This is a genomic window from Microcystis sp. M53602_WE12 (genome assembly GCF_030065455.1).
GTDB classification, from domain to species: domain Bacteria; phylum Cyanobacteriota; class Cyanobacteriia; order Cyanobacteriales; family Microcystaceae; genus Microcystis; species Microcystis aeruginosa.
This window is the reverse complement of sequence record NZ_JASJFB010000243.1, coordinates 1-20,211: the sequence shown is the minus strand read 5'-3', so window position 1 is coordinate 20,211 and position 20,211 is coordinate 1. Positions and strand designations below refer to the sequence as shown.

Below are 20,211 nucleotides of genomic sequence, written 5' to 3'. Positions count from 1 at the left end.
GCGGGGATCGGGGGAAAATTCAGGTACTTTTTCCCTGAAAATTAGGTAGTTGACCACCTCAAAACTGGTAAAACCCCACACCCCACACCCCACACCCCACACCCTGCCCCCAGGAAAAGCTTTTTCAGCAAACCCTAATTATCAAATATGACCCAACGGGAGACATTCTCTATATCAATAAATGCGCTCCCTATCCCGAACAAGAATCCGAAGAATTAGGAGATGATATTATTGTGAGAGTCAACCCCCAAACCGAAGAAATCGAAAACCTAGAAATCCTATTCTTTTCTCAAAGACTGCAAGAAAAAAACGAACTCCAACTCCCCCTCATTGCCAATCTCCGCTTGGCAGGTTAGACAAATTAGGTAAACTCAATGGCTAAAAAAAACAGCAACGACAACGGTAAAACCTTCACCACCCAACAGGGACTTAACAGCTACATCAAAGGCATCTGCGACATCATGCGGCGTTCCAACTGTGCCGGTGCTTTACAGTACGTCCCCGAACTCAGTTGGCTACTGTTCCTCAAAATCCTTGACGACACCGAACAGCGAGAAGCGGAAGAAGCGGAAGCCGTGGGGGACTCTTTGGCCGATTCCATCCCCGAACCCTACCGTTGGCGAGATTGGGCCAACCCTCAAGGCAACCGCCGCCTTAACCTGCAAATGGGGCAAATGGGTCAATTTCTGCCCTTTGTCAATGAAGAAGTCATTCCCTACCTCAAAAACCTCAAAAACAAACCCCAAGCCACCCCCCGCCAAAAAATTATCAGTGAGGTCATATCCAGTGTCGAACGAGTCCGCATCGACACCGAAACCAACCTGTTAGACATCCTCGATAAAATCCACGAAATCGACTACATTGACCCTACCCACATCTTCCCCATCTCCCAAGTTTACGAGGGATTGCTGTTGAAAATGGGAGAAAAAAACAACGATGGCGGTCAATTCTTTACCCCCCGGGAAGTCATCCGGGCAATGGTCAAAGCCATCACCCCCCAAGTAGGAGAAACCATCTATGACCCCTGCTGCGGTACGGGCGGATTCCTGGCCCAATCCTACGAATACATCCGCGATTTCCTAGCAGATGACATCACCCCCGAACAGCTAGAAACCATCAAACTAAAAACCTTTTACGGAAGGGAAAAAGAGAACCTCATCTACCCCATTGCCCTCGCTAATTTAGTCCTACACGGCATCGATTACCCCCACCTCTGGCACGGCAACACCTTAAACCGAGAAGTCATCTATGGCGACCTGTTCCAAGATGCTCCGCCCCAGTTCGATATTATCCTCACTAACCCCCCCTTTGGCGGCAAAGAACACAGGACCGTACAGGCACAATTTGCCTATAAAACCAGTGCTACTCAAGTCCTATTTTTACAGCACGTTATCGACAGTTTGAAACCGGGGGGACGCTGCGGTATCGTCCTAGATGAAGGGGTGTTATTTCGCACCAATGAAAATGCCTTTGTCCAGAGCAAACGAAAACTATTAAACGACTGTAACCTCTGGTGTATCGTTAGTTTGCCCGCGGGGACTTTTGTGGCTGCCGGTGGGGGAGTCAAAGCTAACATCCTCTTTTTTACTAAAGGCAAACCCACTGAAAAAATCTGGTATTATGACCTGTCCGATGTCAAAGTTACCAAGCGCAAACCCCTGATGATGAATCACTTTCAGGAGTTTCTAGAACTATTACCCAACCGAGAAGATAGTGAGAGGAGTTGGACAGTCACCCGTGAAGAAATCGAAGCCAAAAACTTTGACCTCAAGGCTGTCAATCTTAACACCAAAGTAGATGAAGATAAAAGCACCGTCAAGGAATTGCTAGATTTTATTGAGGAGAAAGGTAAAGAAGTTGCTCTAACTCTATCAGTGCTGAGAAAGTGGCAGCGGTGAAGGTCACTTATAGCTTTATGAAAAATTTTTAATAAACCTAGAGTTTTTAAATTGAGTAATCGATAACTTTCTCACTTTTATTGTCAAAATCAGTGAGTAAGGTCGCTTTTCTCGGTTTTAAATGTACCGTTTGTTCTGGTTGTAACTGTAATTGCTTGTATTCCTCCCGATTGAGATAAGCCACCACCATTTCCCCATCGGCTAACATTAATTCTACTTGTATTTCCCAGCCTAAATGAATAACTCTTTTTACCACTGCCCAACTATTCAAACCATCTTGTTCGGGCATAATTTCCAGGTCGTGGGGACGGATAAAAACGGTGGAATTATCACCCGGATGATGTCCATTTCCTAATCCTGCTAAACTGGGTAAGATATTCACTTCCCCAATAAACTGCATCACAAAAGGTGTGGCCGGATGATCGTAAATTTCGGCGGGAGAACCCACCTGTTCAATTTTACCATGATTCATCACGACAATCGTATCAGCTACCTCCATTGCTTCCTCTTGATCGTGGGTAACAAAAACACTGGTAACGTGAACTTCTTCGTGTAAATTTCTCAGCCATACCCTTAATTCTTTTCTAACTTTTGCATCTAAAGCTCCAAAGGGTTCATCTAATAATAATACATTCGGTTGAATGGCTAAAGCGCGGGCTAAAGCTACTCGCTGCCGTTGTCCTCCCGATAATTGGGCGGGATAGCGATCGCCTAATCCTTGTAATTGAATTAATTCTAATAATTCCTCAACTTTTTTCTTAATTACTGGGGATTTTTGCTGGCGAATTTCTAGACCAAAAGCAATATTTTGACGGACAGTTAAATGTTTAAATAGGGCATAATGTTGAAAAACAAAGCCGATATTTCTCCGTCTAGGATCCACATGGGTGGTATCTTGTCCGTTAATGATAATCGCGCCACTGTCGGGAGTTTCTAATCCGGCAATTGAACGTAATAAGGTGGATTTTCCCGATCCCGATGGTCCGAGGAGGGCGACTAATTTACCTTCAGGAATGGTTAAACTTATATTATCTAAAGCCTGAAAATTGCCGAAACGTTTAGAAACTTGCTGGATGGTAATACTCATATTTTTAGGTTTTTTGTAGAACGTAGGTTGGGTTGAAGCATGAAACCCAATGCCCGCTCATATTTTTAGGTTAATTGTAGTTAGGTAGTGTGAATTTTGTGGGCGGTTTTACGTTCGAGAATTTCTTTGATAATTAAAGTAACTCCCGCTAGTAAGGCGAGAATAGCCGCCGCACTAAAAGCGGCAGGAGTTAGATAATTTTTATAGGCCTGTTCTACGAAAATTGGCAGGGTAGCAGTTCTCCCTAAAATACTGCCAGAAACCACAGAAACCGCCCCAAATTCTCCCATCGCCCGGGCATTAGTTAACAGCACTCCGTACATCAATCCCCAACGAATATTGGGTAAAGTTATGCGCCAGAAAATCTGCCAATCACTTGCCCCTAAAGTGCGCCCCGCTTCCTCTTGTTCTAAGCCAATTTCTTCTAAGACTGGGATAACTTCTCTAGCGACAAAAGGCATAGTAACAAATATAGTTGCTAATACCATTCCGGGTAAAGCAAAAAGTATTTTTATATCGAAAAATTCTAGGAAAGAACCTAACCAACCATTGCGCCCATAGAGCAGTACAATCATTAACCCCGCTACCACGGGAGAAACGGCAAAAGGTAAGTCAATTAAACTAATTAATAAAGTTTTGCCACGAAATTGATTGCGAGCAATTACCCAAGCTGCACAAAGTCCAAAAATTGTGTTTAAAGGTACAGTAATTAGGGCAATAATTACTGTTAATTTTACCGCTTCGATAAAGTCAGAAGTTCCCGCCGCTTCTAAAAAAGCTTGGAATCCATTGCGAAAAGCATAGTAAAATACTGCCGCTGCTGGAATAAATAATAATAGTGCCAGATAAACAAGGGCGATGATAATTAGTAGGGGTTTGTAATCCCACTCTTTCGGTTTAGTTGATTTTTTTAGACTCAGCATTTTTGATCTGTCTCCAGTTATACCCTAATATTTTTTACTCTTTACTTAACTCTGTATTTTTGCCCCCATTGCTGCAGGAAATTAATTACTACTAACATGAACAAAGAAACCAGTAATAAAACCATGCCGATTACTGTTGCCCCCGTGTAATCATATTCCTCTAGTCTTTGGAAGATTAAAACTGGGGCAATTAAATCCTTAAAGGGAATATTAGAGGAGATAATAACTACGGAACCATATTCACCGATCGCTCTGGCAAAACCGAGGGCAACTCCTGTTAAAATAGCGGGTAGTATTGTGGGAAAAATAACTCGCCAGAAGATTTGCCAAGAGGAAGCACCGAGGGATAAAGCCGCTTCTTCTACCTCTTTTTCCATTTCCTGTAAAACCGGCTGTAAGGTGCGGACAATGAAGGGTAAAGCGATAAATAACATCGCCACAAAAACCCCTAAAATGGTAAAGGATATCTTAATGCCAAAGGGGGCAAAAAATTGACCGAGCCAACCGTTATCACTGTAAACTGTGGCTAGGACTAAACCAGCAACAGAAGTGGGTAAAGCAAAGGGCAAATCTACACAAGCATCGACAATTTTTTTACCCGGGAATCGATAACGCACTAATACCCAAGCGATAATAGTGCCAAAAACTCCGTCAATTAATCCGGCGATTAAGGAAGTAAAAAAAGTGACTTGGTAAGCGGATAAAGAAATCGGTAAAGTGGCAATGCGCCAAAATTCGGCAAAACCAAGAGTTAGGGATTTAGCAAATAGTGCCGCCGCCGGTAAAACCAACAAAACCACTAGATAACTAATGGTAATTACCCAAGGAATAGAAACTTTTTTCAGGGGTTGACTGGGAGATAAAGATAATTGTGGGTTAGCCATTGTTTATTATTGCTAGAGATTACCAATTGTCCGCTTCTTCAAGAACTTGTGCTGAATCATACCAAACTTCTACATCTAAATCTGCCAGATAGGAAAGGGCATTTTCTATCCCTTGGGAGTTGCCTTGTAGTTGTAGATCGAACCAGCCATCTTGATTATTATTTGCCGCTAACAAAGCGGAAAATATATTCACTTTTAGACCAGGAAAAGACCCTAAACGTGCTATAATTGGCTCGTTAATATATTGTTTAGGAATCCGAATTTTTATTCTTCGGGACGTGGGGCGATCGAGTCCTGATTGATCGAGATGTAAGTCACTTTGGGGATGATTAATAGTTTGCCATTGAGGTTGATTATCCATGGTTTTTCTCCTTAGGATTTACCAGCTTTAGTGAGAATTTTATCGAACAAGCCTCCATCATCAAAGAATTGCTTTTGTACCTTATCCCAACCGCCTAAATCCTGCACGGTAAAGAGATTTTTTATCTGAGGAAATTTACTCTCAAACTCTTTAACTACCCTCGGTTCAACGGGACGAAACCCCACCTGAGCAAATTCTCTTTGGGCTGCGGGAGTAAATAAAAACTGCACAAAAGCCTCGGCCACTTTTCTCGTACCTTTTTTATCCACATTGGCATCAACAACCGCCACGGGATTATCAATAGAAATATTGTAATCGGTGGGAACAGTGTAGGACAACTTCTCGCCTTTTTGGTTAGCGAGAATCATCTCATTTTCGTAATTAATCAGCACATTTCCCTGGCCTTGTTTAAAAAATACATCACTAGATTCGCGAGCATCTCTAGGTAAAACTGGCGCATTTTTAAACACTTTTTCGACAAAAGTTTGCGCCTCTTGTTCACTGCCTCCCGCTTGCGTCACCGAACCCCAAAGAGCGAGAAAATTCCAGCGCGCTCCGCCAGAAGTCTTGGGATTAGCGGTAATAACTTTAATATTATCCTTGGCTAAATCTGACCATTTATTAATTTTAATATTGGCATCACGAGGAACAAAAGCCACTACAGATTTATGAACAATAGAGTCATTGGTTGCTTCTTTTTCCCAACCGGGTTGAATTAATCCCGCTTGCTCAATTTTCTTGGTATCCAAAGCTAAAGCCAACGCTACCACATCCGCTTCTAAACCATCGATAACGGCACGAGTTTGGGAACCGGAACCACCATAACTCTGTTCAAAAGTTACCTTTTGCCCCGTTTTTTGTTGCCATTCCTCGACAAATTTGGGAATGATTTTTTCGTAGGCACTTTGGGTGACAGCATAGGAAACAAGCGTCACAGTCACGGGTTTTTGGCTGTCATTGTCGCTATTGGTGGGGGATGGGGTGCAAGATACCAGCATTCCCCCCGTCAGGACAGTTGCCATGAGTAGGGACAAACAAGACTGGGATGACTGCATCGACGGCGCTCCTAAGCTTTACTCTGAGGTTGTATCTGTTTTCAGGCGTCTTTTAATCCTACAGCACAGAAAAAAAAATTTCAATACATTTATAAAACAAATTGGGAATAAGGCGATAACAAGGGAAACTGTGAGAAGATAAAATCAGTGCTACATCTAGGTTTGAGACTATGGGCAAGAGCGTCAAAGCCAAAAAAACAACCCTCCTACAACAACTGATTAACCAGAGTTTTCTCTTTCGCGGACTAGAGGAGGCTTGGTTAAGTCAGTATCTCGATGCCGACAATCTCAAGTTAGAGACGCTATTTTCCAATCGTCCCGTCTATACGGCTTTTCTCCCCGATGAATTTCTAGATGTTTTGTATGTGATTTTGGATGAGGGTGTAATCGTCGTCCGCAGCACTCCCCTCGACCGGATTATTGCCATTACCTACCCCGGTGGCTGTTTTGGTATGAGGAGTTTACCCTTTAGTTATGGTTTAGCCAGTCGCGCTTTTCCCTGTTTGGTGGAATCCTATAAAACTACCCACGTCCTGAAAATTCCCTTATCGGCACTAGAAAAGATTTACAACGATAACGAAAGTTTTCGTCAACGGTACTGTGTTTTATTTGAATTACAGCAAAAATTCGAGTATCATTTGCTTAATTGCAGTAGCTATCCACCCCAAGCTGTGGCGGCTTTACTCAGAGCCTTAATCTATCAAGAAAGAGAATTAGGCAGTCAACCAGATGCTGAAAATATCTATACTTTTGATTTATCCGTCGATGTGATTGCTCGCGCTTGTCAACTCAATCAACGCACCGTCGAACAGGTATTAAAAGGATTGCAAACCGTGGGATTAATTGCCTCAGAATCGACGGGGGATTTAATTCGGGTACTAGATGCCGAGGGTTTAAAAGAAGTGTACAGTGCCACCCGGGATAAAGTTAATTGGTGGCCCCTAAGATAAGTAGGAGCTGCTGAATAAATCTAAAAACTTTGTTGGATAAAAATTTTAGACTTTTTTCCCATCAAAAAGTACCAGCCATTGGAGTGATCGGGGGGGAAATTTAGGCACTTTTTCCCCGAAAATTAGGTAATTGACCCCCTCAAAATCGGTAAAACCCTACACCCCACACCCCACACCCCACACCCTACCCCCACGCAAAACTTTTTGCCGCAAACCCTATTTACCCTTGCAATTGACAGCGCTTTAAGGCATCTTCGGCAGCCGCTTTGGTGGCATCCTGTTTCCGTTTACCTTTACCTGTACCGTAGAGAAGGTTATTAACCCGCACTTCGGCGGTAAATTCCCTAGCGTGGGGCGGTCCTGTCACATCGATGATCGCATATTCTGGATTAGAGGCGAAATTAGCCAGCGCCCACTGTTGAAAGAGATTTTTAGCATCGATAAAAGATGGCGATTCCGATTGTTGAGAGACTAAATGAGAGGCTACAGGGATAAAAAGCCCGTGCAGATAGTTTTTAACCGCATTTAACCCCGAATCTAGATAATAAGCCCCAATTATCGCTTCAAAAGTGTCCGCTAATAGGGTAGGATTCGATCGCCCCCGATCTTTAATTGCCCCCTTACCCAAACGCATTAACTCCCCCAGGCCGATTTCAATGCCCAATTGCGCTAATTGTTCTTCTTTGACCAAATTTGACCGCAAACGAGTTAATTCGGCCTCGTTCATGGCGGGATATTTTTGATACAATAGTTCGCCCACCAAAAAAGCCAAAATCGCATCGCCCAAAAATTCTAGGCGCTCGTTATTTTCCGTCAATTCCGACTGTTCATTGACATAGGAACGATGGGTTAAAGCTTGGGTAAGAAGGAGAGCATTTTGAAAAGGAGGCAAACAAGACATTACAGAAATGATCAAGTCAAGAGCATTTCTTATCTTAATCTGACCCCACCCCGAATAGATGAGACGAACGATCCTTTTTTTTACTGTTTTTTCCGGCTAGTTTAGGCATAATCTCCCAAATCTTCCCACCGGAAAACCTATCCGCTCCCATTCTTGCCCTAGGTATCCTGGGGATGTGTATGGAACAGGCACGCATGGCGGCGGTGGACTTGGCAGAAATTGCCCAATTTCAGCAAAAAATCAGCGATCCTCGCCTCGATCGCTTTTTTATTGTCACAGTTAGTACAATTGTTTTAGAATTATCGGGCTTTTATTTGGCCGTCCTCTGGATAGGATGGGGGGCCTTAATAGTTTTAGTTAGTCAAATTTGGTTTCATTGTTTAGCCAAAATTCAACTGCAGCCAACCACGGAAAAAATTATTGACTATGGCATAGTGCCACGTTTACCCATACTACTCGCCGACTATATGGATGGTCTGGAGTACTTCAATGGCAAACTAATTAGCAACCGCTGCGATGCCTGCGGTGTCTATGATATTTACGATACTAATGGCAATCTCCTGCAAGCAGCTTTCATTACTGCTCCAGCTGCTGCAACTGGTATTGCCTACGATGGTACCGATTTTTACGTCTCAAATGTCTATAACTCATCAATTGGAGTTTATGATGGGGTACTAGGGACACTGAAATCGACTATCAACTTGATTCCCAAGACACCAGGGGACACCTTCTTGATTGAGGCTCTTTCTGTAGATTACCTTCAGCGTCCTGATACAGGGCGTGTTCCTGAGCCAGCTTCCGTCTTAGGCTTACTTGCCATCGGTGTTTTGGGTGCAGGTTCGGCTTTGACGCGCAAATTATTAAAGTAGGAATCTGACTCAGAAATTCGCTACTTAAAAATCGATCACTAAAAGCGATCGCACTCAATCAATGCAGTGCGATCTTTTTGAGCGTCAGTCCTCAGCCTTGAGAGACTTTGTACCCCACAAGTGGGAGAATTGCTATAATATAGAATCCCGATTACTTTTCATCTGTGGCAGTTCCGTCATGACTAGAGCGACAGAAACAGCGACCCTAACATTATACGAAGAAGATTTTTATCTCTGGCTAAAAACCACGGCAGAACAATTAAAAAAAGGCCAGTTTGCCGAGGTGGATTTAGACAACTTAATTGAGGAGATTGAATCGATGGGGAGAAGTGAAAGACACGCGCTCAAAAGTCTTTTAACTCGTCTCCTAGAACATTTACTCAAATTAACTTACTGGCAATCGGAAAGAGACCGGAATGGCAATCATTGGAATGGAGAAATCAATAATTTTCGGGCAGAAATTCAAGATTTACTGGGGGATAGCCCTAGTTTAAAGCCCTATCTTCGGGAGATTTTTGAGCCATCCTACCATACAGCTTTAGAGGCCGTCCGGAAAAAAATGGGTTTATCCCCTGGCGGTTTACCCAGTCAGATAATTTTTAATCTCGAACAGGTTTTAGATAATCAATGGCTGCCGATCGATTGGGAATAAACTATTGACTATCTAAATCACTCCTTAAGACTGGGCTAGAGTTGGGAGAAAAGAGCTTTTTGCCGTGATCGCATCAGTGAACTAAAAACTCAAATCTGAAAACTCAAATCTGAAAACTCAAATCTGAAAACTGATCACTGATCTGGTTTTACTCAACCAATTTCTTCAGCAGGGCATCCACTTCCTCCAGGCCGGATTGATTATTTTTCAGCACATAAACCGCTCGCGCTTGCTTAAAAGCTTCCTCCGCTTCTCTTTTTCGTCCCCGGCCCGCGTAGGCCCGACCGAGATTAAGATAGACATCGGCGTTATTGGGGGCAATTTCGGCCAAATCTTGATAGGCGATAATTGCTGCAAGATAATCTTTTCTGGCCAGATGGATGCGACCGATTCCCGCTTGTGCTTCCAACGATTGGGGTTGCAGGAAAACAGCCCGACGATAAAAGGGGAGAGCCTCGTCAAAACGCTCTTGTTTTTCGAGTAAAATCCCTATTTTTAGCTGAATTAAAAAATTTCCTGCACTTTGTCGTTCTATTTCTTTTAAAATCTGGGTTCCGCCATTTAAATCGCCCTGTTTAAGCAAAAGGCTGGCTAGTTGCAATCTTAATTCACTATTGTTAGGGAATCTTTGCAGGGATTTTTGGAGAAAATCGAGGGCTTCGCTGCTTTTATTCTGTTCGATCAAGGCTTTACCCATGATTTCGTGGGCTTGCTGATTATTGGGGTCGAGAGCTAAAACCCATTGGTAAACTTCGCCCGCTTTTGCATAGTTTTTTTGCCGTAATAATACCACCCCTAAACCGAGGTAGTGTTGGACGTTTTTCGGTTCTATTTGGATAGCGTAGTAGTAAGCGGTGGCTGCATTGTCATAATCACCGATATTAGCCAAACTATAACCGAGAGCATGGAAAAAGTCGGGATTACTCGGATCGAGACTTAAAGCTTTTTGGTATGCTTGGGCGGCGGCGTTATAATCCCCTTGCCGCGTTTGTAAAAAGCCAATCCCAGAGAAAATTTTGGCATTATTGCCATCAAGGGCGGCAGCCCGCTCGTAAATGGCTATAGCTTCCCCATAATTGCCATTTTTGACCAATTGCCGCGCTTGACGCAGTAGTTCGTTAACCTGTGAATCCTTGCTCACGATTGCCCCTGCGGGATTATCGGCGATCGCAATTGAGGCAGAGAAACAGCCCCCCGCGAGAAGACCGACGAGCAAGATTAAACGGGTAAATTGTTTCATCGCTTTACCTTTGTTAACGATTCTTAATTAAAGTTTATTGTAAATGGTATTGACAAAAATCAACTATTCTGCATCACCCTTGGACGAGATTATTGCGGGCTTCTTGGGCGACTTGGGCGCTTTTGTCGCCGGTTAACTGGGTCAAAACAGCGATCGCATCTTGCCCCCCTAAGCGGCCTAAAGCTTGAGCGAGACGATAGCGCAGTTGCCAGTCATCATCATTAGCCAAGGGAACGAGTAAAGAGACGGCGCGAGGGTCGCCTAGTTCCCCGAAAGCACTAACAGCGGCCGTTTTTACCAATTCATTATCAGAGTTAAGGGCGATTTCGAGCAGTTCAAAGCCCCGGGGTTCCCCCAATTCGCCCAAAGCTGCCACAATGCTAAATTGAATTAACCAGTCGCAGGATTGTTGATAGACGGCCACCAGATCATCGTAGGCTGCCGTTAATTTTAACCCCCCGATCGCATCGGCCGCGGCCGCTTTTACGTCTGCTTCCGGATCATGCAACAAGCGATCGCGTAGAATAGTTAAGGCCAGATCAAGATTCTGACGACCGAGGATATCTAGCTGACTTACCGCCGAATAACGCACCCTAGCGTTACTATCCTTAATTAAAGGCTGTAACATCTCGAAGGCGATTTCTGGGGCTAAATAACGCAGTTGATTAACTCCCGATAAGCGATCGCCATAATCATCGGAATCGAGCAGCCGTTGCACGGATTCAGGGGAATAATTCATAATTTGATGACACCCTTAACAATTGGACTGGTATTAATTGTCCCATGAATAGTTATCGAATCCTGACTATCTTGATCATCTTTAGTTCCCCGGTTTTTTGGGGCTGTAGTCCTCCCGCTCCCCTTAAAAAAGAACCTACGGCCGAGATGCTTGTTCCTCCTTCTCCCAGTCCGATTATTTCCGCATCAGACATTAAAGCTGCTAATCGTTATCGTCAATTGGGATTACAGTATCGTCAACAGGGAGATTTTGTCAAAAGTATTGAAGCTTTAAAAAAATCGGTACAGTTAAACCCCAATCATCTAGACGGGAGAGTAATTTTAGGATGGACACAACACCTAGCTAAACAACCTTTAGCGGCACAAACAACCCTCGAAGAAACGATTAAAATTGCTCCCGATCATGTGGCTACTTATAATGCTTTGGGTATTGTTTATCTTGTCGGTGGTCATCTTGAAAAGGCCGTAGTTACGCATACTAAAGCCGCTAATTTAAAACCCGATAATGAAATTGCCTACTATAATTTGTCCCTCGCCTATCATCGCTTAAAAGATTTTAATTCAGCTATTACTAACGCTGAAAAAGCAGTTACATTAGAGCCGAATAATCCCCATCCTCTTGTGGCTTTGGCAATGGTCTATTTAGATCAAGGTGATATTAAAAAAGCGCGGGATACCTACAAAAAGGCTAGGGATTTAGACGGTCGTTATCGACAAAAATGGTTTCTGGCACATCTGAAGGAAGCTGGTTTTAGTCAGGAGCAAATTAAATTAGTCGAAAAGTTACTATCTGGTTAGATTTAAAATTATTATTTCCCCTTAGGATGCCTGTCGATGTCCCAATTTTAGGAAAATAGTTTCTAAATCTTCGCGGCAAGTATAAAACTCGCTTAAGGTCAGGCCAGAAACGACTAAAGATTTCAACAATTCGGCACTATCTTCTAGGGTTCCCGTAAATTTAACCCGGAGAGTATTAGTATGAATAATTCTTTGCCAACTTTCCACAAAAACACATTGTTTAAGAGCAGTTTCTAAGGCTTCTAAATTGCCTAGAGTCGTAATCTGCAAGTATTGACCAGCTAGACGTTGATTTAATTCTTGTAAAGAGGTGCTTTCCACTAGATAACCTAATTCCATGATGCCCACAGAACTACAAAGTTCGGCCAAATCACTAAGGACATGGGAGGAAATTAAAATAGTCATACCTGCCGATTGTAAGACTTTAATAATCTCACGAAATTGTAGGCGAGCGATCGGGTCTAATCCAGAAACTGGTTCATCGAGAAGTAAAATTAAAGGTTCATGAATAATCGTTCGGGCTAAACTTAAACGTTGTTTCATCCCCCGGGACAAAGTAGCGATCAAATTATGGCTTTTACCGGTTAATTGTACCAGTTCTAGAACCTCATAAATGCGGCGATGACGTTGGGAGCGAGGGATATGATAAAGACGGGCAAAATAATCCAGATAATTCCAGACATTTAGGTCATCGTAGAGGGGAAAATTATCGGGTAGATAACCTAAATTTCTTTTGAGACGGGGATTACTCTCATCTCTTAAAAGACGTTCTCCGTGCAGATATATTTCTCCCGTTGTCGGTTCTTCCGCTGCCGCTAACATTCTAATTAAAGTGGTTTTTCCTGCTCCATTTGGACCGATTAACCCGTAAACTTCCCCCGCTTCAATCTGTAAATCCACTTGATTAACAGCCCCATGGCGGTCAAATTGTTTGGTTAAACCAACGGTAGCAATGGCTAATTCTGGTGTGTTCATAAAGTTTTAGTAGTGGGATTGCTGACAAACTGGCCACCACATTCTTAACATTAACGTTTGGGTTTCCCGTTATCAATAGAACCACTCTTGATGGTATGGTGAGAACCACAACTAGGACAAGGCAATACAGGCGAAGAGGTGATTTTGTTCTGTGTTAGACTGATATTTGAGTAAGTCTAACACGAACCACAAAAAGATATTGATCAGAAAACTGATCATCAAGCTAGATGTTTAAAGACTGATGTGAGCCGATTATAGCAATTTCCATAGTTGTGAGGTACAGAGTCTTAGGTTTTGAGGAGTCAGGAGTCAGGAGTCAGGAGATAGGAGATAGGAGATTATTTTATTTATTCTCCCCACACCCCACACCCCACACTCCACACCCCACACCCTACACCCTACACCCTACACCCTACACCCTGCCACCACCGAAAAACTTTTTCAGCAAACCCTAATTATCCGATGATTTCTGGATTTAATACGATGTATAGACGAGAATTACTGCAATTTATTGGCTCTCACGCTCTTTTTGGGGCTATTAATCCAGAATTTGCTTGGAATTATCAAAATATTGACCATTGGGGCGAATTATCAAGGAATTATCGTCTCTGCACCACGGGAAAGCAACAAACACCGATCGATCTGAGTATAGTGACTGAAAAAGAGCTATACCAACCCACCTTTAATTATCGTCCTGTACCCCTAAAAATTCGCCATAACGGTCGTACAATCTTGGTTAAGACCGAAAAAGGTGGAAACATGAGTTTTCACGGCGAAAACTGGGATTTATTGCAGTTTCATTTTCATCATCCCAGCGAACATCAGATTAAAGGTCAGTCTTTCCCTCTAGAAATTCATTTAGTGCATCGAAATGGGAGAGGAAATTTAGCAGTTGTGGGTATCTTAGCCGAAATCGGCGCTTTTAATCCCTATTTACAAACGATTTGGGCTTATTTGCCCCAAGAACCTTCTCCTGAAATGATTATCCCCGATACTTGGGTCAATGCCGGGCTTTTACTGCCAGAAAATAGCGATTTTTATGAATATCGGGGGTCTTTGTCCACTCCTCCCTGTAGCGAGGATGTTCTCTGGTTAGTCTGGCAAAATGCGATCAAAATTTCTCCCCAACAACTGCAACAATTGGCCGCGATTTTTCCCCGTAATGCCAGGAATATTCAACCCTTAAACGGGCGATCAATCCTGCATTCCTAGCCGAAATTGTCGGCATTTTGGCTAATTTAGATAATTTTATTAACTTTTAGACCAACAATGGTAAATAACTCAGGAATGCGCTCAATAACTAAAGCTTCGGTGGCTGTCCAGTCACTTTCCTTAGTGGCTAAAACCCCCAGAACACTCAGAGGAACCTGTAGAAATAGGTGACTTAAGAGGAGAGCGATCGCAGCGATTACTAAACCTAAAAGCCGCCATTGGGGGAGATAGGCGGCCACGGCAGCCGCTAGAGGGGCAAAATTGTAGATTGGCCAAGTGATGAGAATTAAGAGGACGACTCCCAAAAGAGTAAGAAGACGATGGCGAGGACGTTTAAAAAGAGAGAGAATTTTTAACTGTTCGGGGGTGAGTTGACTCGGTTTTAGAGCAACCAACAAAAGACTAAAAATATCAAAAGGTTTTGTCCACTGCATCCAAAAGACGGGTATGATAGCGATCGCTCCTAGAAATAGCCATTCTAGCCAAAGAAAAGGCAAGGGATCGCCCACAGCTAAACCAATCCAAGCGATTTGTAAAAAGATTGGCAAAGCCGCTAACCCTGCCAGATGAATCCACAAAAAAGGTTCTGATTTCATAGAGGGAAATGAGAATTATGAAGTGGGGAGATGGGGGAGTGGGGGAGTGGGGGAATTATGAATTATGAATTATGAAGTGGGGAGATGGGGGAGTGGGGGAGTGGGGAAAAAAAAGCGGCCTCCTGACTCCTGACTCCTGACTCCTGACTCCCGACTCCTGACTCCCGACTCCCGACGGTTCAAGTCTAATTAACTGGATAAAGTGCGACGTTTCATGACCATTTCGTAGGCTTCGATAATGTCGCCTTCTTTCCAGTCATTGAATTTAGAAACACCGACACCGCACTCGAAACCGGTAGCTACTTCCCGGGCATCTTCCTTCATCCGTTTGAGGGAATCGAGAACTCCCTGATAAACAATTTCCTTGCCGCGACGCACGCGCAGGAAGCGGTTCCGCACCAGTTTACCAGATTGGACATAACAGCCCGCCACAGCCCCACGACCGACGGTGAAGACGGCGCGCACTTCGGCGAAACCGAGGTGTTCTTCCACTTCTTCGGGGTCGAGAAGACCTTCCATCGCCCCTTGAATATCATCGAGAAGCTTGTAGATGATATTGTAATCGCGGATATCGACCCCTTCCCGATCGGCGGATGCGCGCGCACCACTGGCAAGGGTGGTATTAAAGCCCACCACCACCGCACCACTAGCGGCGGCCAGATCCACATCGGTTTCGGTGATTTCCCCCGGAGAGGCGAGGAGAACGCGAATCTGCACTTCGTTTTGGGGTAACTGTTTGAGCGCACCGAGGATGGCCTCGACGGAACCTTGCACATCTGCCTTGAGGATGAGATTAAGTTCCTTGAGTTGTCCTTCTTGAGCTTGGATAGAGAGGGTGCTAAGGCTAACGCGACGGGAGGAGAGGGCCTGTTGTAAACGGGTGTTGCGTCGTTCGATCGCCCGTTGATCAGCGATTGATCGGGCCTCTTTTTCACTTTCATAGACATCGAATTCATCGCCAGCGGCCGGCACATCACTGAGACCGAGGATTTCCACGGCGAAGGAGGGGGTGGCCGCTTCGACTTTTTGACCGCGATCATCGATCATAGCCCGAATTTTGCCGAAAACGGAACCGGCGACGATGCTATCACCGACCCGGAGAGTGCCATTCTGGACGAGCAGGGTAGCCACGGGGCCTTTGGTGCGATCGAGGTTAGCTTCGATGACGGTTCCCTTCGCCAAGCGATCGGGGTTAGCGACCAATTCCTCCACTTCTGCCACCAAGAGGATCATTTCCAGCAGATTATCGAGATTTTCACCCCGCAGGGCGCTAACGGGAACCATGATCGTCTCACCGCCCCAATCTTCGGCCACCAGTCCCTGTTCGGTCAATTCCTGTTTAATCCGGTCGGGGTTAGCTGAAGGTTTATCGACTTTGTTAATCGCCACCACGATGGGGACTTCGGCAGCCCTGGCGTGACTGATTGCCTCTTTCGTTTGGGGTTGTACGCCGTCATCGGCGGCTACCACCAGCACGGCTATATCGGTGACTCTCGCCCCGCGGGCGCGCATAGCGGTAAAAGCTTCGTGGCCGGGGGTATCCAAAAAGACAATCTGTTCCGGTTTGCCGTTATGTTCCACATCGACGTGGTAAGCACCGATGTGCTGGGTGATGCCGCCTGCTTCCCCCTGGGCGACTTTGGTTTTGCGGATCGAGTCGAGGAGGGTGGTTTTACCGTGGTCAACGTGACCCATAATGGTGACGACGGGGGGACGACGCTGGAGACTTTCCCAGTCGGAGACATCGATCATTTCCGTGGTTTTGATCGCCGCCGACTGGGTGCTGGGGGTTTCCACGGCGATCTCGAAGTCCCTGGCGATCATTTCGATCGTGTCCACGTCGAGAGTTTGGGTGATATTAACCGCCATCCCTTTAAAAAATAGGGTTCTGATGATCTCAGTTTCGGGGACTTTCATCAATTCCGAGAGGTCGCGCACGGTGAGACTGCCGGTGACAACGATGCTTTCCGGGCGTTTTTCCTCTTGGGGTTCTTGGCGCTCGCTTTTCGGGCTGCCGGTGTGGGCGGTTGGTTTACTGGGCCGCTTAACTTTGACTGCTGTTGGGGTGCCGGGGGGGGCAGCTTTAGCGGTGGGCGGTTTGGGGGGACGAGCGGTGGAGAGGGTAAAACTGGGGGTATTAATTAACCCGGACAGTTCCGATTCTAGATCATCGTCATCTTCAAAGAGCGCTTGGGTGCGGCGTTTGTTTTTGCCGGCAGTTTTGGCGGTTTTGGCCGCTTTTTTTTCTTCCTCTTCTTCTTCTTCCCAGGTAGATTTTTTGGCCATGCGAGGGGGCATGGTGGGTCGTTTGAGTTTTTTGGGCCCGTCTGCTCCGAGCAATCCGGTATCTGTATCGATTTCTGTGCCATCAACACCAGATTTCTTGGTGGTATCGGTTTCCTCCTCGCTGGTAGCCGAGATTTTAGCGGGTAACCCGGGGCGAACCGGGCGCTTCAACTCCACTGTCTCCCGCACTTCTCTAGCTGGTTCCGCCAGTTTCGGGCTTTTTCCGTCGGGTTTGCGGTTGAGGGTCGGTTTTTCTGGTTTAGCCAAGCCTACCCTACGCTCAGGACTAGGGGCGTTTTCGCTCTCGCCGCGCTCGCGTTTTTCTCCCCGGGGCCTGTCGTTACTGCCAGGAGCATTTTTAGATCGGGGTTCTGGCCGTCCCGAGGCAGTTTCAGGGCGTGGTTTCGGGGTGAGGGAAGGTCGATTAGGTGGGGCGATTAAGGTGGGGGCTGCTTCTGGCACTAGCGGGGTTTCGGTCGGGGTTTCTTTAACACTGGGGCTATGAGATAGCATCTCTGCTGCAGTGGGGGGAGTTTTTTCGGCCGCCTCGTCGCGCCCTGGGGGAGCAACGAGGGGTTTAACCGGGGGACGGGGGGGACTGATTAAAGTCGGTTTGGCCGAGGAACCGGCTTGACCGGGATAGCTTTCCCCTTCTTCGCCGGTTTCGGGGCGGTTGTGTTTATGCAGGGCTAAAATCTTTTGTTTTTTTTCTTCGGCAGGACTAGCCGATTCTCGCTGACCCGTGCTATTTTTACTGGTACTCGAGGCCAATCCCTTCGCAGCGATTGCTTTGATGCGTTGGGCATCCTCTTCGCTGATCGTGCTACTGTGGCTCTTGTACTCGATGTTCAACTGGTCACAGATGTCCAAAATGTCTTTGTTGTCTAGATTCAATTCTTTTGATAAATCGTAAATTCTGACTTTCGTGTTACTCATCCATTATCCCCCGGCTAAAGTGTTAGTGATCCTATAAGTTGGCTGATTTTTTGATCCTCTCAGGACTGCCCCCTTTCCATGCTAACGATTTTGTGGCTATGATCGTCAATTTTAATCCTGATTTGAACGACCTTGCTTGGCAGTCCCGAGGCGCTCTTGCAAGGATTCATAGAGCGTTTCGGGAATATTGGCTTTTAGGGCCCGTCCGAGACGATTTTTTTGCCGGGCTAATTGCAGGCAATTAGGTTGCGGACAGATATAGGCAGCCCTTCCCATTCCTTGATCTAATTGTATCTGTCCGGACGGGTGTAGTCGGACAATTCGCCAAAAGGATTCTTTCGGGGCGAAGAGACGGCAGCTAATACAGCGTCGATAATTGACGAAGGGGTTCATTCTTGGTCTAAATCCTGCGCTTCTGGGTCGGTTTCATCGGTTTTTACCTCTTGTTCGCCTTTATAGAGGACTATATCCTTAATATCGATTTTCCAGCCCGTCAGACGGGCGGCTAGACGCACGTTCTGCCCTTCTTTGCCAATCGCTAAACTTAATTGATCCTGTGCCACCAGTACCAATGCTTGTCTTTCTTCGGCATTAGTGAACAAAACTTGGTCGATACGGGCGGGACTAAGGGCATTGGCGATGTAGGTGGCGGGATCTGGAGACCAGCGAATCACGTCGATTTTTTCCCCCCGCAATTCGTTAACCACGGCTTGAATCCTGGAACCTCTAGCCCCAATACAAGCCCCAACCGGATCCACGTCTCTCTCTAAGGTATCGACGGCGATTTTTGTCCGCGAACCAACGTGACGGGAGGGGGGATTGGCTTCCCGGGCGACGGCGACAATACGCACGATTTCCTCCTCGATTTCGGGAACTTCGTTGGCGAACAAATATACTACCAAACCCGCCGCCGCTCTGGAAACGATTAATTGCGGGCCGCGGTGAGAACCTTCCAGGACTTTTTTGAGCAGAACTTTAAAGGTGGCGTTAGCGCGATAGTTATCGTTGGGTAGCTGTTCCCGTTTGGGTAGTTCTGCTTCCACTTCCGGTTGACCGTAGGTGCTTTGTACCATGACAATAGCGGCCTGTCTTTCAAAACGGACGACCCGGGCCTGTAAAACCGTTCCTTCCAGATCTTGGAACTCCTCTTGAATCATTTTGCGTTGGTTATCCCGCAGTTTTTGCAGTAAAACCTGTTTAGTTTGAATTGCCGCCATGCGACCAAATTCTCTTTGGTCGGGGGTGACATCAAGAACTACTTCATCCCCTAATTGGGCCTCATCGGCCACTTCTTGCACTTCTTTGAGACCGATGTGATGGTCGGGATTAGTCACTTCTTCGACAATAGTTTTAGTCGAAAGGATGCGAAACCCTTCTTCTTCTACGTCTAATTCCACATCAAAGTTATTGAAATAATCTTCATGAAATTGAGCGGCTTTTTCTAAACTTTGGGCGCGTCGATAACGTTCATACCCCTTGAGAAGTGCTTCACGCAAGGCTTCCTGTACGGCATTTTTGGGCAGATTATGTCGTTGGCTAATTTCTTCGAGCATTATTTTTAAACCAGGCAAATTAACAGTAGCCATAATTATTTTTTCTCCTTACTTTTGAGTGATTAGTTTTTTAGCCATTAGCCTTGTATCAGTTATCAGTTATCAGTTATCAGATGTAAGTTATCAGTTATCAGATGTAAGTTTTAAGTTAATCAGTTAGTTATTTATTTAGGTTCTTCGTTACTTGGTATGGTTCGATAGGGGGGCATAAATCGACTAAATCCTTATCTGGTAAGAGACTTAATTGATTAGTTCGCTCTAGATAAAAAACAATTGACAAAAATCGCTAAATGCCTT

General features: G+C 45.3%; 21 protein-coding genes and 1 pseudogene. 8 read left to right on the top strand and 14 right to left on the bottom strand.

The annotated features are described in order from the left end of the window. The first annotated feature begins 137 nt into the window (after positions 1-137). The gene (locus tag PX482_RS27660) at positions 138-356 is read left to right on the top strand and encodes a DUF2283 domain-containing protein (protein ID WP_353852127.1); all 219 of its coding nucleotides are present in this window, start codon (positions 138-140) and stop codon (positions 354-356) included. An 18-nt stretch (positions 357-374) separates the two neighbouring features. Further along, entirely contained in the window at positions 375-1,898 is a 1,524-nt protein-coding gene (locus PX482_RS08910) for a class I SAM-dependent DNA methyltransferase (protein ID WP_288097187.1), read from the top strand. 46 nt (positions 1,899-1,944) lie between these two features. Here PX482_RS08910 and PX482_RS08905 read toward each other — a convergent pair whose 3' ends face one another. From PX482_RS08905 to PX482_RS08885, 5 genes are all read right to left on the bottom strand, one after another. Further along, positions 1,945-2,985, bottom strand: coding sequence for a sulfate/molybdate ABC transporter ATP-binding protein (locus tag PX482_RS08905; protein WP_004159582.1), 1,041 nt, complete (start codon positions 2,983-2,985; stop codon positions 1,945-1,947). Positions 2,986-3,065: 80 nt separating this feature from the next. After that, positions 3,066-3,908: a sulfate ABC transporter permease subunit CysW gene (cysW, locus tag PX482_RS08900; protein ID WP_002797969.1), complete on the bottom strand. Its 843-nt coding sequence runs from the start codon at positions 3,906-3,908 to the stop codon at positions 3,066-3,068. Positions 3,909-3,949: 41 nt separating this feature from the next. After that, complete coding sequence (gene cysT / locus PX482_RS08895; RefSeq protein ID WP_004159580.1) at positions 3,950-4,792, bottom strand: sulfate ABC transporter permease subunit CysT; 843 nt, start codon at positions 4,790-4,792, stop codon at positions 3,950-3,952. A 19-nt stretch (positions 4,793-4,811) separates the two neighbouring features. Then, entirely contained in the window at positions 4,812-5,153 is a 342-nt protein-coding gene (locus tag PX482_RS08890; RefSeq protein WP_002768372.1) for an NIL domain-containing protein, read from the bottom strand. A gap of 11 nt (positions 5,154-5,164) precedes the next feature. After that, positions 5,165-6,208 (bottom strand): sulfate ABC transporter substrate-binding protein, encoded by a 1,044-nt coding sequence (locus PX482_RS08885; RefSeq protein ID WP_288122333.1) that lies wholly within the window; start codon positions 6,206-6,208, stop codon positions 5,165-5,167. Positions 6,209-6,378: 170 nt separating this feature from the next. Between PX482_RS08885 and PX482_RS08880 the strand changes: the two genes are divergently transcribed. Next, positions 6,379-7,158: a Crp/Fnr family transcriptional regulator gene (locus PX482_RS08880; protein ID WP_004159575.1), complete on the top strand. Its 780-nt coding sequence runs from the start codon at positions 6,379-6,381 to the stop codon at positions 7,156-7,158. Between the two features lie 220 nt (positions 7,159-7,378). Here the strand turns inward: PX482_RS08880 and rnc are convergent, their stop codons facing one another. Beyond that, positions 7,379-8,059 carry a ribonuclease III gene (gene rnc, locus PX482_RS08875; RefSeq protein WP_288122331.1) on the bottom strand — a complete coding sequence of 227 codons (681 nt, stop codon included), beginning with the start codon at positions 8,057-8,059 and terminating at the stop codon, positions 7,379-7,381. A gap of 179 nt (positions 8,060-8,238) precedes the next feature. Here rnc and PX482_RS08870 point away from each other — a divergent pair, with 179 nt between their 5' ends. Together PX482_RS08870 and PX482_RS08865 are read left to right on the top strand one after the other, a co-directional pair. Then, positions 8,239-8,928 carry a PEP-CTERM sorting domain-containing protein gene (locus PX482_RS08870; protein WP_223213046.1) on the top strand — a complete coding sequence of 230 codons (690 nt, stop codon included), beginning with the start codon at positions 8,239-8,241 and terminating at the stop codon, positions 8,926-8,928. Between the two features lie 178 nt (positions 8,929-9,106). Further along, positions 9,107-9,580 carry a DUF29 domain-containing protein gene (locus PX482_RS08865; protein WP_288093426.1) on the top strand — a complete coding sequence of 158 codons (474 nt, stop codon included), beginning with the start codon at positions 9,107-9,109 and terminating at the stop codon, positions 9,578-9,580. Between the two features lie 148 nt (positions 9,581-9,728). On the opposite strand, the gene PX482_RS08860 is transcribed toward PX482_RS08865, so the two are convergent. Then, positions 9,729-10,820 carry a tetratricopeptide repeat protein gene (locus PX482_RS08860; protein ID WP_288027264.1) on the bottom strand — a complete coding sequence of 364 codons (1,092 nt, stop codon included), beginning with the start codon at positions 10,818-10,820 and terminating at the stop codon, positions 9,729-9,731. A 73-nt stretch (positions 10,821-10,893) separates the two neighbouring features. Continuing rightward, positions 10,894-11,559 (bottom strand): phycobilisome degradation protein NblB, encoded by a 666-nt coding sequence (gene nblB, locus PX482_RS08855; RefSeq protein ID WP_004159561.1) that lies wholly within the window; start codon positions 11,557-11,559, stop codon positions 10,894-10,896. A 44-nt stretch (positions 11,560-11,603) separates the two neighbouring features. Between nblB and PX482_RS08850 the strand changes: the two genes are divergently transcribed. After that, positions 11,604-12,356: a tetratricopeptide repeat protein gene (locus PX482_RS08850; RefSeq protein WP_004159560.1), complete on the top strand. Its 753-nt coding sequence runs from the start codon at positions 11,604-11,606 to the stop codon at positions 12,354-12,356. 21 nt (positions 12,357-12,377) lie between these two features. Here PX482_RS08850 and PX482_RS08845 read toward each other — a convergent pair whose 3' ends face one another. Then, complete coding sequence (locus PX482_RS08845; protein ID WP_004159556.1) at positions 12,378-13,331, bottom strand: ABC transporter ATP-binding protein; 954 nt, start codon at positions 13,329-13,331, stop codon at positions 12,378-12,380. 53 nt (positions 13,332-13,384) lie between these two features. Next, positions 13,385-13,547: pseudogene (locus PX482_RS08840) on the bottom strand (ISNCY family transposase); the annotation flags it as partial. A gap of 56 nt (positions 13,548-13,603) precedes the next feature. Between PX482_RS08840 and PX482_RS08835 the strand changes: the two are divergent. Together PX482_RS08835 and PX482_RS08830 are read left to right on the top strand one after the other, a co-directional pair. Beyond that, positions 13,604-13,786, top strand: coding sequence for a hypothetical protein (locus tag PX482_RS08835; RefSeq protein ID WP_071825090.1), 183 nt, complete (start codon positions 13,604-13,606; stop codon positions 13,784-13,786). Positions 13,787-13,814: 28 nt separating this feature from the next. Then, positions 13,815-14,543 carry a carbonic anhydrase gene (locus PX482_RS08830; protein WP_043999280.1) on the top strand — a complete coding sequence of 243 codons (729 nt, stop codon included), beginning with the start codon at positions 13,815-13,817 and terminating at the stop codon, positions 14,541-14,543. Positions 14,544-14,569: 26 nt separating this feature from the next. Here PX482_RS08830 and PX482_RS08825 read toward each other — a convergent pair whose 3' ends face one another. The 4 genes from PX482_RS08825 to nusA all read right to left on the bottom strand — a co-directional run bounded on the left by PX482_RS08825 (position 14,570) and on the right by nusA (position 19,947). Next, positions 14,570-15,139, bottom strand: coding sequence for a low-complexity tail membrane protein (locus PX482_RS08825; protein ID WP_004159551.1), 570 nt, complete (start codon positions 15,137-15,139; stop codon positions 14,570-14,572). Positions 15,140-15,328: 189 nt separating this feature from the next. Further along, positions 15,329-18,361 carry a translation initiation factor IF-2 gene (gene infB, locus PX482_RS08820; protein ID WP_012264842.1) on the bottom strand — a complete coding sequence of 1,011 codons (3,033 nt, stop codon included), beginning with the start codon at positions 18,359-18,361 and terminating at the stop codon, positions 15,329-15,331. Between the two features lie 111 nt (positions 18,362-18,472). Next, complete coding sequence (locus tag PX482_RS08815; protein ID WP_002768359.1) at positions 18,473-18,754, bottom strand: YlxR family protein; 282 nt, start codon at positions 18,752-18,754, stop codon at positions 18,473-18,475. After that, complete coding sequence (nusA, locus tag PX482_RS08810) at positions 18,751-19,947, bottom strand: transcription termination factor NusA (RefSeq protein ID WP_004159547.1); 1,197 nt, start codon at positions 19,945-19,947, stop codon at positions 18,751-18,753. The genes PX482_RS08815 and nusA overlap by 4 nt, the downstream gene beginning before the upstream one ends. Positions 19,948-20,211 lie beyond the last annotated feature (264 nt).

What these genes read in the sequence shown, in the direction of transcription:
- PX482_RS08815 (WP_002768359.1), bottom strand. Translation starts at nt 18,754, where the DNA reads ATGAACCCCTTCGTCAATTATCGACGCTGTATTAGCTGCCGTCTCTTC.
- nusA (WP_004159547.1), bottom strand. Translation starts at nt 19,947, where the DNA reads ATGGCTACTGTTAATTTGCCTGGTTTAAAAATAATGCTCGAAGAAATT.
- PX482_RS08830 (WP_043999280.1), top strand. Translation starts at nt 13,815, where the DNA reads ATGTATAGACGAGAATTACTGCAATTTATTGGCTCTCACGCTCTTTTT.
- PX482_RS08850 (WP_004159560.1), top strand. Translation starts at nt 11,604, where the DNA reads ATGAATAGTTATCGAATCCTGACTATCTTGATCATCTTTAGTTCCCCG.
- PX482_RS08910 (WP_288097187.1), top strand. Translation starts at nt 375, where the DNA reads ATGGCTAAAAAAAACAGCAACGACAACGGTAAAACCTTCACCACCCAA.
- cysW (WP_002797969.1), bottom strand. Translation starts at nt 3,908, where the DNA reads ATGCTGAGTCTAAAAAAATCAACTAAACCGAAAGAGTGGGATTACAAA.
- PX482_RS08865 (WP_288093426.1), top strand. Translation starts at nt 9,107, where the DNA reads ATGACTAGAGCGACAGAAACAGCGACCCTAACATTATACGAAGAAGAT.
- PX482_RS08870 (WP_223213046.1), top strand. Translation starts at nt 8,239, where the DNA reads ATGGAACAGGCACGCATGGCGGCGGTGGACTTGGCAGAAATTGCCCAA.
- PX482_RS08825 (WP_004159551.1), bottom strand. Translation starts at nt 15,139, where the DNA reads ATGAAATCAGAACCTTTTTTGTGGATTCATCTGGCAGGGTTAGCGGCT.
- PX482_RS08890 (WP_002768372.1), bottom strand. Translation starts at nt 5,153, where the DNA reads ATGGATAATCAACCTCAATGGCAAACTATTAATCATCCCCAAAGTGAC.
- rnc (WP_288122331.1), bottom strand. Translation starts at nt 8,059, where the DNA reads ATGTCTTGTTTGCCTCCTTTTCAAAATGCTCTCCTTCTTACCCAAGCT.
- PX482_RS08845 (WP_004159556.1), bottom strand. Translation starts at nt 13,331, where the DNA reads ATGAACACACCAGAATTAGCCATTGCTACCGTTGGTTTAACCAAACAA.
- PX482_RS08905 (WP_004159582.1), bottom strand. Translation starts at nt 2,985, where the DNA reads ATGAGTATTACCATCCAGCAAGTTTCTAAACGTTTCGGCAATTTTCAG.
- nblB (WP_004159561.1), bottom strand. Translation starts at nt 11,559, where the DNA reads ATGAATTATTCCCCTGAATCCGTGCAACGGCTGCTCGATTCCGATGAT.
- cysT (WP_004159580.1), bottom strand. Translation starts at nt 4,792, where the DNA reads ATGGCTAACCCACAATTATCTTTATCTCCCAGTCAACCCCTGAAAAAA.
- PX482_RS08860 (WP_288027264.1), bottom strand. Translation starts at nt 10,820, where the DNA reads ATGAAACAATTTACCCGTTTAATCTTGCTCGTCGGTCTTCTCGCGGGG.
- infB (WP_012264842.1), bottom strand. Translation starts at nt 18,361, where the DNA reads ATGAGTAACACGAAAGTCAGAATTTACGATTTATCAAAAGAATTGAAT.
- PX482_RS08880 (WP_004159575.1), top strand. Translation starts at nt 6,379, where the DNA reads ATGGGCAAGAGCGTCAAAGCCAAAAAAACAACCCTCCTACAACAACTG.
- PX482_RS08885 (WP_288122333.1), bottom strand. Translation starts at nt 6,208, where the DNA reads ATGCAGTCATCCCAGTCTTGTTTGTCCCTACTCATGGCAACTGTCCTG.